Genomic DNA, 19239 nt, shown 5'->3' on the forward strand with positions numbered 1-19239 from the left:
ACGTTGCGCGTGCGTGATCGGCCTCAATAATAGTCGGGAATGCCCGGCATGGTCACGAACCCCGGGGTAGTCCGCACGCGGCGCATCCAGCGCCGCAGTGCCGGATAGGCCTCATGTTCGATGCCGAAATCGCGGCTCAGCGCGATTGCCGGGAACAGCGCGAGATCGGCAAGCGATGGATTATCGCCAACGAACCAGGCGGCGCGATCAAATTCGCGTGCCGTCATGTGATCCTCCATCAGGCGGAAGGCGCGCCGCGCGGCAAAGCCCAGCGCCACCTCATCCCCTGGTTCGTCGAACATCGCCAGCCGCCGCGCGAGGAAGGCGGCATGGAGATCGCGGCTGGCAAATTGCAGCCACGCTGCGACCAGGCCGTGCGCCTTCGGTTCGGCGGGCAGCCACGCGTTACAGTTGTCATAAGCGCTGGCGAGATAGGTCATGATCGCTTCCGCTTCGCTCAGCACGATCTCGCCATCAGTTAGGATCGGCAGGCCGCCGCGCGGATTGAGTGCCATCAGCGCGGGCCCAAGATGTTCACGGCCCGGCACCATGTTGACCGCGATCTTGCGGTAGGACAATCCGAGCACAGACAGGACGAGCCGCACCTTGTAGCAATTTTCGTCGAGCTCGAAGTCGTAGAGGGTCATCTCGCTCACGGCGTCACCCCGTGACGCAGTTCGCCGGTGTACCGCGCCGCCCCTTCGATCTCACGCCGCAAGGCTTCACCCCAGGCGGACACACGCTTCTGGCTGTCGCCGGAACAGATATCCGGCGATCCCGCGATGACAATATGGAGCGCGGTTTCCACGTCAGACAGCGGCTGCACCGCGACCAGGATTTCATCGCCGCCGCTCTTGAGCGAGACCAGCGCATCGGTTCGCGACCGCTGCGTCGGGCCGCCGGCAATCGTCAACAGTGGGCATTCGGCCAGCACGAGCGCGTCGAAAATCTTGGCTGCCGAAGCATCGACATAGAGGCTGCGCACCGGTGTCACCGGCGCGCGCTCGGCAAACCCGATGTCCTGCGGCGCGTCGCTGTCGAGTTCGTTGTAGGCCCAGACGATGCCCAGCCGTTCGATCGAAGGACAGCTCGCAACCCGGATCGTGCTGGGGACGGCAAGATCGGGATGCGCCGGAATATAGCTGCATTGCGCCGCCGTATCGTACTGCCAGCCGTGATAGAGGCAGGCGATGTGGTTGTCGCGCACGAAGCCGAAACTCAAGCGCATGCCACGATGCGGGCAGCGATCTTCCCAGACATGTGAAGCGCCCGCGCTGTCGCGCCAGACCACGAGCTCGCGGCCGAACAGCCGCGTGCCAGTAGAAGTGCCGCGCTCCAGCCCCTCCGCCAGCGCGACCGGATACCACCCTGCTTCCATCAACCCATCTCCATCGCGAACCCGGCAAACGCGCTGCAAGACTTACGCCGAGGCCTTCTTCCGCCAGACATCCCGCACCAGGCAGTCGATCGGCCCGAGGCTGCATGCCATCTCGAACGCATCGACCAGCTCCGGCTGTCCTGAAACCGCCACCTCGATGCAATCAGGCGTCGCCGCCTCCACCACCGCGTCGAGCTGCAACCGCCGCGCGCGGTGGTTGACGAACTCGACGAAGCTGTCGACGCGAAACTGCCCTGCGAAGACGATAACGGTTGCTCCCTGCATGCGCTCACATCCCTGTGGTTCGATTTATTCGAGCGTGCCGCGATCAGGGCAAGCGGAAAGATTGCCCATGCATATCCTTTGAGCAGAGAAGCAGCGATCTGCTTGTTTTTTAAGGCATCGTTGCCGAACGATGTTGCGCTGGATCGATCACCGCAATCGAAAAAAAGCGCCTATGCGAAACAGCCAGCGACAGACACGCTGACTATGCGCAAGCGTGCGGGATGGGCCGGTGATGCCGCCGATGCGCGGACTGCGGCATGGACCTTGCTACGGAAATCTTTCGGTAACAGAGCGCCGACACGCTGTGTCGACGATCGGCATTGCCCGGAGTTTCCGGCTGGTTTGGCCACGGCAACGATCCGCAACAGAACACGGGCTCCAACACGAGGCTTAGCTCAACCATGTCAGACCTCCGCCATCTGTCCCGCCGGCGCTTCCTGAACCTCGGCGCCGCCGCCGGCTCCTCGCTCCTGCTGCCGCCGGGCCTGATCCGCTCCGCGCATGCCGCGGCACCGCTGCCGGCGATCGCCGAGAAGGATGCCGTGATCGCCTTCGGCCACACCGGGCCCGTCACCGATGAAGGCTGGACCTGGAGTCACGACCAGGGGATGAAGGCGGTGAAGGCTGCGTTCCCGCAAGTGAAGACCGTGTTCGTGGAGAGCATCCCCTACTCCGCCGATGCGACGCGCACGTACCGGCAGTTCGTCTCCGAGAATGCCTGCATGGTGTTCGCGACTTCGAACTATGGCGACTTCCTCTACGACGTGGCGAAGCGCTCGCCCAAGGTCGCGTTCTACGAATGCGACGGCCGCAACCCGCTCGACAATCTCAGCACCTATTATGTCGGGCACTGGTACCCGACCTATGTCACCGGCGTCGCCGCCGGCCTGATGAGCAAGAGCGGCAAGCTCGGCTATGTCGCATCCTTCCCGGTGCCGTCGGTGTTCTCCGGCACCAACGCGTTCCTGATGGGTGCGCGCTCGGTCAATCCGAACGCGACGATGCAGGTGATCACCATCAATTCCTGGTTCGATCCGCAGGCCGCGACCCAAGCCGGCACCGCGCTGCTCGACAATGGCTGCGACCTCCTGTTCGGCATCATGGACGAGGCCGGCTATCTGCAGGTCGCCGAGAAGCGCGGCGCCAAGGCGGTAATGTGGAACACGGATATCCGCCGCTACGGGCCGAAGGCCTACATCAGCTCGATCGTCATCGACTTCAAGCAATATTATGTCGACGAGGTGAAGAAGCGGCTCGAAGGCACCTGGACGCCCTCCAGCACCATCCTGCCGATGGGCGCCGGCGTCGACCGCGACGCCTGGGGCGAGAGCGTGCCAGAGGATGTGCGCAAGCAGGCTGACGCCGTGCGCGAAAAGATCCTCGGCGGCTGGTCGCCTTTCGTCGGCGAGATCAAGGACGCCAAGGGCAATGTGAAGGTCGCCAGTGGTAAACGCATGAGCGAGAGCGAGCTCTACAACTGGGATTGGCCGATCGCCGGCATCTCCGGGCTCTGAAGCTGACCGTGATGGCGATGCCCGGTGTCACCGAACGTCCTCCCGGCACGCCCCCACTGGTGCAGCTCCGGGGCATCGCCAAGTATTTTCCCGGCGTCGTTGCCAATCAGGACGTGGACCTCGAAGTATGGCCCGGCGAGATCCACGCACTGCTGGGTGAGAACGGCGCCGGGAAATCCACCTTGATGAATATCCTGACCGGCATCTACCAGCCCGATGCCGGGGAGATCATCATCGACGGTTACTTGAAAAGCTTTGCCTCGCCGGTGGAAGCGATCGCGGCTGGCATCGGCATGGTGCACCAGCATTTCAAGCTGGTGCGCGCCTTCACCGTCGCCGAGAACATCCATCTCGGCTGGTCGGAAACGCCGCGCGCGATCAGTGCGCAGGAACTGGAAGCGCGCACCGCGCAGCTCTCGGCCTCGCTCAATCTCGCGGTCCGCCCGGGCGCGCGGATCGACGAACTCTCGACCGGCGAGCAGCAGCGGGTCGAGATCTTGCGCGTCCTGGCGCGAAGAGCGCGGGTATTGATCCTGGACGAGCCGACCGCTGTGCTGACGCCGTCGGAAGCGCGCGAATTGTTCAAGGCGCTGAAGGAATTCGTCGCACGCGGCAACGCCGTGATCTTCATCAGCCACAAGCTGGACGAGGTGCTGGAGATTTCCCACCGCGTCACCGTGCTGCGCGGCGGCCGCAAGGTGGCGACCGAACCAACCGGCGCCTGCAGCGAAAAGATGCTGGCGAAATTGATGGTTGGGCACGAGATCGTGCTCGACGATTTACGCGCACGGGGACCGAACGCAGTCGTCAAAGCCAACGAGCCGGTCGTCAGCTTGCGCGAGGTGACGGCGCGGGACAGCACCGGCCATACCGTACTGAACAGGGTCTCGCTCGATATCGCGGGCGGGGAGATCCTCGGCATCGCAGGGGTAGCCGGCAATGGGCAGAAAGAGTTGAGCGAGCTCCTGACCGGAATGCGCGCGGCCAGCTCCGGACAGATCACGCTCGGCGGACGCGATGTCTCCACCGCTGATGCTGCTGACTTCGCCGATTTCGGCGTCGGACATATCCCGGAAGACCGGCTGCGCAGCGGACTGGCACCCGCGCTCAGCGTCACCGACAACGCGGTGATCCGCGAATATGACCGCGCGCCGGTCTCGCTCGGACCGTGGTACCGGCCGCGCGCGGCAGCGGCGCTGGCGCGCAAGATAGCAGAAGCCGCCGCCGTGATGGTGCCGAACTATGCGATGCCGATCCGCAACCTCTCCGGCGGCAACCAGCAGCGCTTCGTGGCGCGGCGCGAGATGCGGATCGCCACGAAACTTCTGGTCGCCGCCTATCCGAGCCGCGGCCTCGACGTCGGCGCGATCAATACCATGATGCGCTATTTCGTCGAGCTGCGCGACGCCGGCGTCGGCATCGTCGTGATCTCCGAAGAGCTCGAGGAACTGCTCAACCTCTCCGACCGCATTGCGGTGATGTTCCACGGCGAGATCATGGGCATTGTCGATAGCGCAGGCGCCGATATCGAACAGATCGGCCTGATGATGGGCGGCCAGCGCGCGGCCACACCGGCGCGCGCGGCTGCGATGGTGCATTGACGATGGCGATCCGTCTGCAACGCCTGCCATCGGCCTCGCCTGCCATCGCGCTTGCGGCGCGCGCGATTGCGATCCTGATGGCGCTCGTCATCGCCGGTCTCCTGCTCGCGGCCAGCGGCGCGCAACCGCTCAAGCTGGCGCAGCAGGTGTTGAAGTCGACCTTCGGCTCCGGTTTTGGCCTTGAGGATGTCGGCCTGCTGGTAACGCCGCTGATCCTCACCGGGCTTTCTGTCGCCGTCGCGCTCAGAATCGGCGCCTGGAATATCGGCGCGGAAGGACAGTTCTATGCCGGCGCCTTTGCCGCGACTGGCATGGCGCTGTTCGTCCCCGGTCCCACCGTCGTGATGCTGCCGCTGATGTTCATCGCCGGCGCGCTCGGCGGGCTGCTCTGGATTTTGATCCCGACGCTTGCGCGCGCCTATGCCGATGTCAGCGAGCTCATCACGACGCTGCTGCTCAACTTCGTCGCCACGCTGATGGTCTATTATGTCGCGACCGGCCCCTGGCTCGATCCCGGCGGGCATGCGCTGGGGACCACCGCGCGACTGAAGCACGACATCCCCGAATTCATCGGCATGGTGCATTGGGGCTTTCCGATCGCGATCCTGCTGGCCGTGATCACGGCCGCCGCCTTCAGCTTCACGCGTTGGGGCTATGAGGTACGGATCGCGGGCTCCAACCCGCAGACCGCCAAATATGCCGGCATGCCGTTCCGCCGCCATTTGATCGTGGTGATGCTGCTCTCCGGCGCGATCGCAGGCATCGCCGGCATGCTCGAGGTCGCCGGCACCGTGCATCGCCTGCAGGGCGGCATATCAAACAATTTCGGCTATCTCGGCATCATGGTCGCGGTGCTGGCGCGCGGCTCCTGCATCGGCGTGATCGCCGGTGCGGCGCTGATGGCCGTGATCCTCAATTCCGGCATCATCCTGCAGACCCAGGGCATTAACACCTCAACTGTACTCGCCATCACCGGGCTCATCCTGTTCTTCACCGCTGTCGGCGACGAACTCGCGCATTTCCGCATCGTCAGCAGCAAACCGGCGGAGGCCTGAAGATGGATCTGATCGCGGGCATCCTGCACACCTCTCTGCTCGCCGGCGGCGTGCTGGCGCTGGCCGCGCTCGGCGAGGTGCTGGCCGAGCGTGTCGGCGTGGTCAATCTCGGTGTCGAAGGATTGATGGCGCTCGGCGCGATATCAGGGATTGCCGCCGTCGTCACGACCAGGAGTCCGACCGCCGGTTTCGCGCTGGCGCTCGCGGTGGGGTTTGTGGTCGGCATGGTGTTTGCCGCGATCACGGTCTATCTGCGCGCCAACCAGGTGCTGTGCGGACTCGCATTGACCTTGATGGGCACGGGCTTTGCCGCGACCGTCGGCAAGGCCTATTCCGGAATCCCGGCGCCGGCGACGTTTACGAGCGTCGAGATCCCCTATCTCAGCTCGATCCCGCTGATCGGCCAGGTGCTGTTCACGCAGAATGTGCTGGTCTACCTGATCTACATCATCCTGCCGGTGATGCTGCACGTCCTGATGTTCCGCACTCGCCACGGCCTCAACCTGCGCGCCGTCGGCGAGAACCCGGCCGCGGCGGACGCCGCAGGGATCGCCGTGCAACGGATTCGCTTCTGGTATGTAACCGCGGGCGCGGCGCTCGCCGCCGGCGCCGGCGCCTATCTCACGCTTGCCTTCGTGCCGTCATGGTCGGAAGGCGTCGTCGCCGGCCGCGGCTGGATCGCGGTGGCGCTGGTGATCTTTGCCGGCTACCGACCGCTGAATGCGGTGCTGGCGGCGCTGCTGTTCGGTGTCATCACCTCGCTCGGCTTCGTCGGGCAGGCGCGCAACTGGCCGATCGCCGCGCCCGTTCTCTCGATGCTGCCCTATCTCGGCACCATCGCCTTCATCGTCGTTCCCGTTGTCGCCTGGCACCGCATGCGCCAGGTGATGGCCGCACCTGCCGCGCTCGGCATTCCCTATTATCGTGACCTGCGGTGAGCTTATGTCGACGCTGCTTGTAAAGAACATCGATCACCTCGCGACGTTCGACGACGCCAATCGCGAGATCAAGGGTGGCGCGCTGTTCGTCCGCGACAATGTGATCGAGGCGGTCGGCAGCAATGCGGAGCTGGCGCATCTTGCTGCCGACGAGGTGCTCGATCTTTCCGGACATCTGGTGATGCCGGGCATGGTCAACACGCATCATCACATGTACCAGAACCTGACGCGCGTGATGGTGCAGGACGATGAATTGTTCGTCTGGCTGACCACGCTCTATCCGATCTGGTCCGAGCTCGATGACGAGGCGATCTATGTCTCGGCCCGCGTCGCGATGGCCGAACTGATCGCCTCCGGCTGCACTACGAGCTCCGACCATCTCTACATCCAGCCCAACAATGTCCGGCTCGACAGCACGATCCAGGCGGCGCAGGAGCTGGGCCTGCGCTTCCACGCCGCGCGCGGCGCGATGTCCCGCGGCAAGAGCCAGGGCGGACTGCCGCCGGACAATTGCGTCGAGAAGGAAGAGGATATCCTGAAAGACGCCGAGCGGCTGATCCAGACCTATCATGATCCGAGCCGGCACGCGATGAGCCGGATCGTGCTCGCGCCCTGCTCGCCCTTCTCGGTGACACCGGGCCTGATGAAGGAAGCCGCTCAGCTTGCACGCGGCCACAAGGCCGTGCACCTGCACGCGCATCTCGCCGAAGACCTCGACGAAGAGGTTTATTGCCGCGATATCTACGGCATGCGGCCAGTGGAATTCGCCGGCTCGGTCGACTGGCTGGGGCCGGACGTCTGGTTCGCGCACGCCATCTTCCTCGACGGCAACGAGATCAAGACCTTCGCCGAGACCGGCACCGGCATGGTGCATTGCCCCTCCGCCAACATGCGGTGCGGTCAGGGCATCGCAAAGATCCGCGAGATGCGGGACGCCGGCGTCACGTGCGGGCTCGGCGTCGACGGCTCCGCCTCCAACGACACCTCGAACCTGTTCCTTGAAGCGCGGCTGGCGCAGATGCTGCAGCGCGTCGCGCCGCACCGCTATCTCTCCGAGGCGCCCGGCGGCCGCGGCGGATTTGGTGGCAGCCCGAAAGCGCTGTCCGCGCGCGAGGCGCTGGACATGGCGACGCGCGGCGGTGCCAAATTGCTCGGTCGCGACGACATCGGCTATCTCGCGCCCGGCATGAGCGCGGATTTCATCGCGATCAGATTGAACCAGCTCGGGCTCTCCGGGACCCAGCGCGATCCGCTGGCGGCGATGATCATGTGCGGCCCGTTCAAGGTGGACTATTCCTTCATCAACGGGCGCAACATCATCCGCCGCGGAGAATTTGTGCATCACGACGTCGAGGCCTCGCTTGCGGATCACGCGAAGATCATGCAACGAATCTACCGGCAATAGCCCCACCGCAACGAAGCGGAGCTTGCACCATGAATGGCAATATCGACCCCGGCACGTTGAACCAGTGGTATGTGCTGGATGCGCTCACCGACATCTCGGCATCGCCGCGGCGCAATCGCCTGCTCGGCGTTGAGCTGACCACGTTCCGCGACGCGGATAGCGCGATCATCGTCTCGGCGGAAGATCGCGACGATCCGCTGCCGGTGCGCGAACGTTACGGCTACCTCTGGACCACGCTCGGAAACCCCGACCGCGACGTATTACCGATTCCCGAAGCCGACGAAGCGGACCGGCGGCATGTTATCTGCGGCGCGGTCTCGGTGCGTTCTTCGGGCCTGCGCATCGTCGAGAACTTCCTGGACATGGCGCATTTCCCGTTCGTCCACACCGACATCCTCGGCGCCGAGCCGCACACCGAGGTGCGCCACTACACGACCGAGATCCGCCGCGACGTCGACGAGGTCTGGGCCACCGACTGCGAATTCTTCCAGCCGCAGGCGGCGCTATCGGCAAGCGACGGCATTGTCACGCAATATATCTACCGGGTCGCCGCCCCCTTCGCGACGCTGCTCTACAAGACCTGCCCGAATGCCGCCGATCGCTTGGATGTGATCTGCCTGTTCGTACAGCCGCTCGACCCCGACCATTGCCGCGCCCACCCGGTGGGGTTCCTGATCGACGACACCTCAGAACTCGCCGATCTCATCCAGTTCCAGCAGATGATCTTCCTGCAGGACCGCATCATCCTGGAAAACCAGCGCCCGCGGCTGTTGCCGCTGGAACCGCGCGCGGAAATCCCGACCCGGGCGGATGCCTCCTCCGTGGTATACCGGCGCTGGCTGAAGGAAAAAGGCGTCGTCTACGGAACCACGCTCGCGGCGGCGTAGTGGCAGGGCTTCCTGCAGCGGCATTTTCGTAGGGGTACTGGAACATCTTGTGACTAGAGCGTTTTCGGTTCTGATTGCTTCAGAACCGAAGCTCTAGATTCTTGCTTTGACGCGTTTTCTTCACGCGAACCGGTGTCCACCCTCGGATCAAGTCCGAGGGCATGCTTCGCTCGAAAACGCTCTATGCATTGGCAGGCAGTGAGCCGCCTGTCACAGGCATGCCAAACTATGGCCGTACCCGCGTTAAATACACGCGATTCCCGCCACCCCTCATCATCGCAGCGTTTTCATGCCGAGCAACTGTCTCCGACTCATCACGATTGCGCTCACCTGTCTGCTGCTGATGTCGCCTGCGCGAGCGCAGATGATGATCCCGAACACGTCGCCGCCTCCTCCGCCGCAGCCGCCGACAGCGGCGGCGCAGGCGCAAGCGACCCTGGATATTCTGCAGGACGACCACAAGCGGGCGCAGCTCATCCAGACGCTGCAGACCATTGCGAAAGCGTCCTCCTCCGGCGCGCCAGCGCAGCCGCAAGGTTCGGCGTCGCCGCCGGTCTTCACCGATAATCTCGGCGTGCAGCTTCTGGCCGAAGTCTCGGACTGGTTCGGCGACGTCTCGGACCAGCTCGCCACCGCGGCCCGCGCGGTGTCCGATTTTCCGATGATCTGGGGCTGGCTGGTCAATCTCACCACCAATCCGTACATGCAGCAGATGCTGCTCGACACAGCGTGGCGGCTCGTGCTCGTCATCGCCTGCGCTTTCATGGCGGAATGGATCATTCGCCGCGCGATCCGGCGTCCGCTCAACGCCATCGACCGCTACATTCCATTACGCGCGCGGCATGTCGATACCGTACGGGATCCGAGTGCGGCCAACGAAACGCAGCCGGTCCGGCGCTGGCATGCAACGCTCACCTACGCCTGGCAACTCGCCATCCGGCTTCCCTTTGCATTGGCACGGCTGTTCCTGGACCTGCTGCCGGTGGTCTGCTTCGCGGCGATCGGCAATCTCCTGCTCGCAACCGACATCGGCCGGGCGCCGACGCCCCGCGTCGTCATCCTGGCGATGGTCAATGCTTACGTGATCTACCGCAGCATCCTCGCCGTCACCGCGGCGGTGATGTCGCCGGCCTCCAGCCAGCCCAGCCTGTTCATTATCCGCGACGAGGCTGCCGCCTATCTCGACATCTGGTGGCGGCGGATCGTCGCCTTCACGGTGTTCGGCATCGCCCTCGCCAACATCGCGCTGCTGCTCGGCCTGTACCGCCCGGCCTATCACGCGGTAGTTCGGCTGGTGATGCTGGTGGTGCACCTGTTCGTGGTCGTCATCATCCTGCAATGCCGCCGCAGCGTCGCCGACTGGATCCGGGCGCCGGAGGGCGCGCGCGGCCCGCTGGTGGTGATGCGCAACCGCTTCGCCGATGTCTGGCACATTCTCGCGATCGTCCTCGACCTCGCGCTATGGACCGTGTGGGCGCTGCGGGTGCAGAACGGCTATGCGCTGCTGTTCCGCTATTTCGTCGCCAGTGTCGCCGTGCTCCTGATCGCGCGGCTGGCACAGATTGCGATGATGGCGGCGCTGGATCGCGTGTTCCGCATCAGCCCGGAATTCACGCGCCAGTTTCCGGGCCTCGAAGCACGCGCCAACCGGTATTTCCCTGCATTGCGGAGCATCGTCTCGGGCGTGATCGCCGTCATCACCGTGATCGCGCTGCTCGAGGTCTGGGGCCTGGATGCGGCGGCATGGTTCACCAGCGATCACATCGGCGGACGCCTCCTATCGGCGCTGATCACGGTCGCGATCGCCGGCGTGGTCGCGCTTGCGATCTGGGAAGCGGTCAACGCCGCCATCGAGCAGCATCTGCTGCAGCTCTCGCGCGAAGGACGCTACGCCCGCGCGGCGCGGATGCGTACCTTCCTGCCGATGCTGCGCACGACGCTGCTGTCGATCATCCTCACCGTCGTCGCGCTGACGGCGCTGAGCCAGCTCGGCGTCAACATCGCCCCGCTGCTCGCCGGCGCCGGCATCGTCGGCATCGCCATCGGCTTCGGCTCGCAGAAACTGGTGCAGGACGTCATCACCGGGCTGTTCCTTCTGCTCGAGAACGCGATGCAGGTCGGCGACTTCGTCACCGTGTCGGGCCTGTCTGGTGTCGTCGAGAACCTCTCGATCCGCACCATCCGGCTGCGGGCCGGCGACGGCTCCGTGCACATCATCCCCTTCAGCTCGGTGACATCAGTCACCAACACCAACCGTGGCATCGGCAATGCCTCGGTCAGTGTCAACGTGGATTACAAGGAAGATCCGGATCGCGTTGGCGCCGTGCTGAAGGAGATCGGCGCCGAGCTGCGCAAGGATCCTGCATTCCAGCACATGATCCGCGGCGATCTCGACCTCTGGGGTGTCGACAAGGTCGATGCCACCATGACGACCATCGTCGGCCAGATCCAATGCACGGACTCCGGCCGCTGGCCGGTGCAGCGCGAGTTCTACCGGCGCATGAAGAAGCGCTTCCACGAGCTCAACATCCAGATCGCCCGGCCACCGCAGACCATGCTCGTGTTGCAGTCGCCTTTCGAGCGGAAGGACGAGTCACGCGGTGCGGAAGCCGCGGAGTAGCCGTGGCGATATTCCGGTTGAGCTAGCGCGTGATAAGGGCAGGTTCGAGTTGGTGCCCGGTCGAAGGTGCCTCACCTCTCCCCATCGGGGAGAGGTGAACAACTGCCGTCACGCCGATTCAAGCAAAGCCATAGCGCTTCAATCCCACTTCACACCTGTTACGCTTCTCCGAGACGCCCCACCCACCGGGCTAGCCAAAGGCGCGCCCGGCGACAGGTTCTGGCGTGATGATGACGCGCTATGAGTCTCCACTGCGGCCACGAGCCGCATCTGCATTTTCAAAAACCGAGTATGGTAGCTGCCAGCGTGCTCGGAAGCAGTCGACGCATCCACGAAGCTGTTGCAAGCGCGCTAGCCGGTGATACGATCCAAACAATAGTGGGGAAACGCTTGAAATTGCCGCGTTGCAACGCAAGCTGAGCGGCAAATTTCTCCTCACGAAAAATCGGCAACAGACCGATTGCAAGAGGGAGGACTGCAAGGTGAAGCCAGCGAACACTTTTTTCGAACTTTCGGCATGCTTGATGGCTGCTACGATCAGCGGGTAGGCCCTTGTACGGCTACATTGTGCGCCGGCTGCTGGCGCTGATCCCCACGCTGCTGTTTGCGAGTCTGATCGTGTTCGCCACGGTACGGATGATTCCGGGCGACGTGATCGACATGATGCTGAGCCAGAACGATCTGGCGGCCGACAAGCTGAGCCGCGAGCAGCTCGTTCAAGCGCTCGGCCTCGACAAGCCCATGGCCGAACAATACCTGATCTGGATCGCCGGCATCTTGAAAGGCGATTTCGGCCGCTCGCTCTGGCAATCGACTCCGGTCCTGGAACTCGTCCTGCAGCGCCTGCCCGTCACCTTTGAGCTCGGCGTCATCGCGCTCGCGGTGGGTCTCGTGATCGCGCTGCCGATCGGCGTCTACTCCGCCGTCCGGCAGGACACGGTGGGAGATTTCGTCGCGCGCTCGTTTTCGATTCTTTTACTGGCCGTGCCGAGCTTCTGGATGGGCACCATGGTCATGGTGTTCCCATCGATCTGGTGGGGCTGGTCGCCCGAAGTGAACTATGTGAAGTTCGCCGACGACCCGATCCAGAATCTCAAGCAGATCATCGTGCCGGCCATGGTTCTCGGCGCGAGCCTGTCGGCCGTCACGATGCGCATGACGCGCACCATGATGCTGGAGGTACTGCGCCAGGACTACATCCGCACCGCCCGCGCCAAGGGTCTCAACCAACGCCTCGTCATCATGCGCCACGCCTTGCGCAACGCGCTTATCCCGGTGATTACGCTGGTGGGTCTCCAGGCCCCCTTGCTGATCGGCGGCGCCATCATCATCGAGCAGATCTTCGTCATCCCCGGCATGGGGCTTCTCCTGCTCGAGGCGGTGAATCAGCGGGACTACCCGATCGTCACCGGCGTGTTCCTGACGGTGGGACTCGCAGTGATGCTCATCAACCTCATGGTCGACCTCAGCTACGGACTGCTCGATCCGCGAGTGAGGACCAGATGACGGCGATCGAACAGGCCAATCCCTCCGTCGGTCAGGAGACGAGACGCAACCCGGCACTGGAGTTTCTGGGCCGCCTGTTCCGCGAGAAGCCGTTTGGTGCCGCGGCCGGGATCATCTTTCTGCTGTTCGTCTTTGCCGGCCTGTTCGCGGATGTGCTGGCGCCCTATGGCTTCAACGAGATCAATCCCATACAGCGGCTCAAGCCGCCGTCCTGGGCGCATCTCTTCGGCACCGACAATCTCGGCCGGGACCTGTTCTCGCGCTGCCTGTATGGCGCCCGCCTTTCGGTGATCATCGGTTTCTCGGCCGCGTTTCTTGCAACCGTGATCTCGGTGCTGATCGGCGCACTGACGGGCTATCTCGGCGGCCGCTTCGATCTGATCACGCAGCGATTCGTCGATGCCTACATGTCCTTTCCCGAACTCGTGATCCTGATCGCTGTCGTCTCCGTGGTCGGTCCGGGCATGCCGCAAATCATCGGCGTGTTGAGCCTTGCCTTCGGCATCGCCGGTTCGCGCATCATCCGTGGCGCCGTCGTCTCCGTGCGCGAGCACATGTATGTGCACGCCAGCCAGTCGATCGGCGCCTCCACCGGCCGCATCCTCTGGCGGCATATCCTGCCCAACATCATGCCGCCGATCATCGTGCTGTTCACCACCCGCGTCGGCGCCGTGATCCTCGTCGAGTCCGGACTGTCGTTCCTCGGGCTTGGCGTTCCGCCGCCGGCGCCGACCTGGGGCGGACTGCTGTCGGGCAGCGGCCGAACCTACATGTTCCAGGGTCCATGGCTGGCGCTGGCGCCGGGCCTCTGCCTGACGATCGTGGTCTATGCCACCAACGTCTTTGGCGATGCGTTGCGCGATCTGCTCGACCCGCGCATGCGCGGATCGCGATAGCCGGCGGGCATACAAAACAAACAAAGAGGAGGGAGAGAAGCATGGATCGGAAGACGACGTTCGGCAGTCTCGCGCGAGGTTTGGCCATCGCAGCTACGCTTGGCCTGTCGCAGTCGCCTGCCCTGGCGGACGAAAAGCCGCAAGTCGGCGGCACGCTCAACATCGGCATGGTCTACGTGACGCTGTCGCCGCTATCGTGGGATCCCGCCGACTGGACCTGGAAATTCCAGCAGGACACCGGGCTGATGTACGAGCAGCTCTTTGTCGGCGATCTTTCCAAGGCAAAGCGCAACGGCGGCAAATACAGCTTCGTGCCGGATGCCTGGCTGCCGAGCGACGCCGTCAAGGGCGAACTCGCGGAAAGCTGGGAATGGAAGGAAAATCCGCTCCGCGTCGAGGTCAAGCTCCGCAAAGGCGTGATGTTTCCCGAAAAGCCGGGCGTAATGGCCTCACGCGAGCTCGTCGCCGACGACGTCGTGCAAAGCTACACCCGCCTCGACAAGAGCCCGAAGAAGGTCCCGACCTATTTCGATCATGTGGCGAAAGTCGAGGCGACGGACCCGCACACGGTTGTCTTTACCTTCAACAACTATCACGCCGAGTGGGATTACCGTTTCGGCTGGGGCTACTATTCCGGCATCGTGCCGAAGGAAGTGGTCGACGCCGGCGCCGGCAACTGGAAGAACGCCAACGGCACCGGCCCGTTCATGCTGACGGACTATATCCAGGGCAACGCCGTCACATTCTCGAAGAACCCGGTCTACTGGGACAAGGAAAAGATCGCCGGCCAGGAGTACAAGCTCCCGTTCGTCGACAAGATCGTCTATCGCACTATCAAGGATGAGGCCACGTTCCTCACCGCGCTGCGCACGGCCAAGCTCGACCTTCTCGAAGCGATCAGATGGACCGCCGTAGACGAATTGAAGAAGAGTGCGCCCCAATTGCAGTGGTCGCGTTCGCTCGGCACCGGCGGCACCTTCCTTGCCATGCGCGTCGACACCAAGCCGTTCGACGACATTCGCGTGCGGCGCGCGCTGAACATGGCGGTCAACAAGAAGGAGATCGTGGCTTCCTATTATAATGGCAATGCCGAACTGTTCGCCTATCCCATGCATCCGGATTACATCGGCTACTACGAGCCACTGGAAAGTATGCCCGACAGTGTGAAGGAGCTCTTCACCTACAATCCGGAGAAGGCGAAGGCCCTGCTGAAGGAAGCCGGCTATCCCAACGGCTTCTCCTTCAAGGTCCAGGTCTGCTCCTGCTCGCCGGATCACATGGATTTGCTGCCGCTGGTCGCGGCCTATCTGGAGAAAGTCGGCGTCAAGCTGGAGATCCAGCCGATGGAATATGGCGCCTTCCTCTCCGCCATGACGACGAAGACCAACGCCGCCGGCTATTTCATGCGCAACGGCCACACCAATCCCACGACCTCGATCCGCAAGAGCTTCGTCACCAAGCAGACCTGGAATCCGTCGCAATACTCCGATCCCGAATTCGACAAGAAGATGAACGACGTCTACCTGGAGCGGGACGAGTCCAAGCGCCAGGAAATGATCAAGGCGCTGACGCGCGAGATCGTGGACAAGGCCCCCTATATCTGGCTGCCCGTCGACTACTTTTATACGGCATGGTGGCCGTGGGTGAAGAACTATGGCGGCGAACTGCGTGTCGGCTCCGAACGACCCGGTCCGATCCATGCTCGACTCTGGATCGATCAGGATCTCAAGAAGAAGCTTGGTTACTAGAGGCCTCGCAAATGACGGCGGCAGCCAAACCTCTCCTCAGCGTACGCAACCTCGTGACCCGGTTCGGTCGCGGCCGGGGAGCGGTGACCGCCGTCGATGATGTCTCCTTCGATGTCGGCGTGGGAGAAACGGTGGCTGTTGTCGGCGAGTCGGGCTCAGGCAAAAGCGTGACGGCGCTGTCGATCCTGCGCCTGATTCCCTCGCCGCCCGGCCGGATCGAAAGCGGCGAGATCCTGTTCGAAGGCACCGATCTCACCAAGCTTTCCGAGCGCGAGATCATGGAGATTCGTGGCAACCGAATCGCCATGATCTTTCAGGAGCCGATGAGCTCGCTCAACCCGGTGCTCACGGTGGGATTGCAGGTTGCCGAACCGATCAATGTCCATCGACGCAAGCCCTGGGATGCAGCGCTTGGTACCGCGAAACAACTGCTCGGCCGGGTGCGGATGTCGGATACGGAATCGCGGCTCCGCGCCTATCCGCATCAGTTCTCGGGCGGCATGCGCCAGCGCGCCATGATCGCGATGGCACTGGCCTGCGAGCCGCGGCTGATCATCGCGGACGAGCCGACCACGGCGCTCGACGTCACGGTTCAGGCGCAGATCCTCGACCTGTTGAAGGATCTCGCGCAAGGCTCTCGCTGCTCGCTGATCCTGATCACGCACGACCTCGGAGTGGTCGCACGCTATGCCGACCGGGTCGTCGTGATGTATGCGGGGCGCGTGGTGGAACAGGCGCCCGCGCGCGAGCTTTATGCCAATCCCCGCCACCCTTATACGCGCGGCTTGATGGCATCGGTGCCGCGGCTCGACGGCGACACCAATAAACGTCTGGTGCCGATCGACGGACAGCCGCCCAACCTCGCCCGGCTCCCGACAGGATGCGCGTTCGCGCCGCGTTGCAAGCAGGCCACCGACCTTTGCCACCGCGAGCGGCCGGCGCTTTCCGAAATCGGACCGCAACACCAAACCGCCTGCTGGCTGGAGACACCTGCACATGTCTGAGGCCGATGTCCTCCTCCGCGTCGATGATCTGCAGGTGCACTTTCCCGTGCACAAGGGCGCGGTGTTCCGCAAGCAGGTGGCGACGGTAAAGGCCGTCGACGGCGTCTCGTTCCAGTTGAAGCGCGGCGAAACGCTTGGCCTTGTCGGCGAAAGCGGTTGCGGAAAGTCGACAACGGGCCTTGCAATCCTCCGGATGCTGGAGCCGTCTGGGGGGCGCATCGAGTTCGAGGGCAAGGACATCACCCATTTCGACAAGTCCAGCCTGCGTCCGCTGCGCCGGCGCATGCAGATGGTCTATCAGGACCCCTTCGGATCGCTCAATCCGCGGATGAAGGTCCGCGACATCATCGGCGAACCGCTCGAGGTTCATGGCCTCGCGAACGACAGAAAGGCCTTTGATCAACGGATCGCGCAGCTGATGCGGACGGTCGGGCTGCTGCCTGACATGGCCGACCGCTTTCCACACGAATTCTCCGGCGGCCAGCGACAGCGGATCGGCATCGCGCGCGCGCTGGCGCTCGAGCCCGCGCTGATTATCTGCGATGAGCCGGTCTCCGCGCTTGACGTGTCGATCCAGGCGCAGGTCGTGAACGTCTTCGTCGAGCTGCAGCAGCGGCTCGGAATGGCCTATCTCTTCATCGCCCACGACCTCGCCGTGGTCCGCCACGTCAGTGACCGCATCGCCGTGATGTATCTTGGCCGGATCGTCGAAATCGCGGCACGGGACGAGATCTATCGAAAGCCGCTCCATCCCTATACCCAGGCGCTGCTGGCGGCCGTGCCGGTCGCCGATCCCGTTGTCGAGGCCACCCGCAAGCGCGTTCCGGTCTCGGGCGAGGTGCCGAGCGCGATGAATCCGCCGTCCGGCTGCCGCTTCCACACGCGCTGTCCGCTTGCGATCGATCGCTGCCGACACGAGGACCCTGCGTTGCGCGACCTCGGTGCCGGTCGGGCCGTGGCTTGCCACCTGCACGACATGGCCGCACAATAATGCCGTCCGAGAGGTCGACGCGGCGCGGTGATCCGGCTGCGTACACGCAAAAATACCTGAAGCGGCGCGAGGCGATCATCGGAACCTCGGCGCGACTGTTCAACCGCGATGGCCTGAAGGGCGCGACTTTGGCCGAGATCGCTGGGGATGTCGGGCTGCTGACCCACAGCATCACCTATTACTATCGCCGCAAGGAGGATCTCGCGGCGGCCTGTCTGCTTGCGGCGATAGAGACAACCAAAACCGTGGTCCTCGACGCGGCACGGGAGAACCGGCCGGAAGACAGACTCCGCAGCTACGTATGCGGCTATGCCGATCTGTTGGCGGAGATCGCCACCGGCGCGCGGGACGAGCTGGTGTTCTTCAACGATATCCGCGCATTGACCGGATCTCATGCGCGTCGCGTATTCGACGCCTATAACGATCTGTTCCGCAACGTGCGCTCTCTCCTTCCCGCCGGCGAGTCGGCGGACGATCGCCTGTCGCGAAATGCCCGGACCCACCTCCTGCTGTCGCTCGTTAATATGATGCGGGCGTGGATCTCACGCTATGAGCCGTCCGACTATCGGCCAGCGGCTGAACGGATGTCTGCGATCCTGATCGATGGCCTTGCCCGCTCGCCCAAGTCCTGGCGGGAAGGCGCAGCGCCCGAGCTCGGTTGGCCGCGAGCCGCGACCGCACGGGATGTCGTTCCAGAGGCCTTCTTGCGCGCGGCCACCATGATGGTGAATGAACAGGGCTATCGCGGCGCATCGCTGGAGCGGATCGCGAGCAGCCTCAACCTGACCAAGGGATCGTTCTATCATCACTACGCGAGCAAGGACGAATTGATCATCGCCTGCTTCGAGCGGACCTTTGACGTGGTGCGGAGGATGCAGTCGCTCGCCATCGAGCGCAGCCCCTCCGGCTGGGCCCGCCTCTGCACGAGCGCGCGGGAGCTCGTCCGCTTTCAACTGTCCGATCAGGGACCCCTGCTGCGGATCACCGCCTGGGGTGCGCTCCCGCTCGGCCAGCGCAAGGATGCCCAGGCCGGGCTCAACCGCCTCACCGAACGCTTCGGCAGGTTCATCGTCGAAGGAATGGAACAGGGTCAGGTTCGCGTGCTCGACGCCTCCATTGCCGCGCAGCTCGTGTCGACGATGGTCAATGCTGCATCGGAGTTGGAGCGGTGGACACCAGCGATCACGGCGGAGAACGCAGTTCGGCTCTACGTTCGTCCCCTCTTCACCGGTCTGTTGTCGACAGAGAATTCGCTGCGCTAGAGCATGATGAGTATTGTTTGAATCGGCGTGATCGCGGTTGTTCACCTCTCCCATAGGGAGAGGTCGGCGCGTAGCGCCGGGTGAGGGGTTACGGTTCCTCGATGGAGCTCATCCCCCTCACCCGGATCGCATCTCACGATGCGATCCGA

The 19239-nt window shown here is 63.8% G+C and carries 16 protein-coding genes; 13 read left to right on the forward strand and 3 right to left on the reverse strand.

Annotated elements, in window-relative coordinates; translation table 11 throughout:
- Positions 1-23: 23 nt before the first annotated feature.
- The 3 genes from AC5ZG1_RS26610 to AC5ZG1_RS26620 are packed head-to-tail and all read right to left on the reverse strand — an operon-like array spanning position 24 to position 1663.
- Positions 24-647, reverse strand: a complete 624-nt coding sequence (locus AC5ZG1_RS26610) for a glutathione S-transferase family protein (RefSeq protein ID WP_496134554.1) — start codon at positions 645-647, stop codon at positions 24-26.
- Positions 648-652: 5 nt separating this feature from the next.
- Entirely contained in the window at positions 653-1378 is a 726-nt protein-coding gene (locus AC5ZG1_RS26615) for a Rieske 2Fe-2S domain-containing protein (RefSeq protein WP_496134538.1), read from the reverse strand.
- 42 nt (positions 1379-1420) lie between these two features.
- Entirely contained in the window at positions 1421-1663 is a 243-nt protein-coding gene (locus AC5ZG1_RS26620) for a hypothetical protein (protein ID WP_496134539.1), read from the reverse strand.
- Between the two features lie 401 nt (positions 1664-2064).
- Here AC5ZG1_RS26620 and AC5ZG1_RS26625 point away from each other — a divergent pair, with 401 nt between their 5' ends.
- From AC5ZG1_RS26625 to AC5ZG1_RS26685, 13 genes are all read left to right on the forward strand, one after another.
- Positions 2065-3177: a BMP family ABC transporter substrate-binding protein gene (locus AC5ZG1_RS26625; RefSeq protein ID WP_496134540.1), complete on the forward strand. Its 1113-nt coding sequence runs from the start codon at positions 2065-2067 to the stop codon at positions 3175-3177.
- 11 nt (positions 3178-3188) lie between these two features.
- Positions 3189-4778 carry an ABC transporter ATP-binding protein gene (locus AC5ZG1_RS26630; RefSeq protein WP_496134541.1) on the forward strand — a complete coding sequence of 530 codons (1590 nt, stop codon included), beginning with the start codon at positions 3189-3191 and terminating at the stop codon, positions 4776-4778.
- 2 nt (positions 4779-4780) lie between these two features.
- Complete coding sequence (locus AC5ZG1_RS26635; protein WP_496134542.1) at positions 4781-5833, forward strand: ABC transporter permease; 1053 nt, start codon at positions 4781-4783, stop codon at positions 5831-5833.
- 2 nt (positions 5834-5835) lie between these two features.
- Positions 5836-6771: an ABC transporter permease gene (locus AC5ZG1_RS26640; protein WP_456642571.1), complete on the forward strand. Its 936-nt coding sequence runs from the start codon at positions 5836-5838 to the stop codon at positions 6769-6771.
- A gap of 4 nt (positions 6772-6775) precedes the next feature.
- Positions 6776-8176: an 8-oxoguanine deaminase gene (locus AC5ZG1_RS26645; RefSeq protein WP_496134543.1), complete on the forward strand. Its 1401-nt coding sequence runs from the start codon at positions 6776-6778 to the stop codon at positions 8174-8176.
- A gap of 29 nt (positions 8177-8205) precedes the next feature.
- Entirely contained in the window at positions 8206-9063 is an 858-nt protein-coding gene (locus AC5ZG1_RS26650; RefSeq protein ID WP_496134544.1) for an aromatic ring-hydroxylating dioxygenase subunit alpha, read from the forward strand.
- A 289-nt stretch (positions 9064-9352) separates the two neighbouring features.
- A complete protein-coding gene (locus AC5ZG1_RS26655; RefSeq protein ID WP_496134545.1) occupies positions 9353-11683 on the forward strand; it encodes a mechanosensitive ion channel domain-containing protein in 2331 nt (776 codons plus the stop codon).
- A 552-nt stretch (positions 11684-12235) separates the two neighbouring features.
- Positions 12236-13189, forward strand: a complete 954-nt coding sequence (locus AC5ZG1_RS26660) for an ABC transporter permease (RefSeq protein ID WP_028162678.1) — start codon at positions 12236-12238, stop codon at positions 13187-13189.
- Positions 13186-14085: an ABC transporter permease gene (locus AC5ZG1_RS26665; protein ID WP_496134546.1), complete on the forward strand. Its 900-nt coding sequence runs from the start codon at positions 13186-13188 to the stop codon at positions 14083-14085. The genes AC5ZG1_RS26660 and AC5ZG1_RS26665 overlap by 4 nt, the downstream gene beginning before the upstream one ends.
- A gap of 41 nt (positions 14086-14126) precedes the next feature.
- A complete protein-coding gene (locus AC5ZG1_RS26670) occupies positions 14127-15833 on the forward strand; it encodes an ABC transporter substrate-binding protein (protein ID WP_496134547.1) in 1707 nt (568 codons plus the stop codon).
- Positions 15834-15844: 11 nt separating this feature from the next.
- Positions 15845-16837: an ABC transporter ATP-binding protein gene (locus AC5ZG1_RS26675; protein ID WP_464349753.1), complete on the forward strand. Its 993-nt coding sequence runs from the start codon at positions 15845-15847 to the stop codon at positions 16835-16837.
- On the forward strand, positions 16830-17828 hold the full coding sequence (locus AC5ZG1_RS26680) for an ABC transporter ATP-binding protein (protein ID WP_496134548.1): 999 nt from the start codon (positions 16830-16832) through the stop codon (positions 17826-17828). The genes AC5ZG1_RS26675 and AC5ZG1_RS26680 overlap by 8 nt, the downstream gene beginning before the upstream one ends.
- A complete protein-coding gene (locus AC5ZG1_RS26685) occupies positions 17828-19090 on the forward strand; it encodes a TetR/AcrR family transcriptional regulator (protein WP_496134549.1) in 1263 nt (420 codons plus the stop codon). Before AC5ZG1_RS26680 ends, AC5ZG1_RS26685 begins: the two co-directional genes overlap by 1 nt.
- Positions 19091-19239 lie beyond the last annotated feature (149 nt).

The organism is Bradyrhizobium sp. Leo78 (assembly GCF_059512425.1).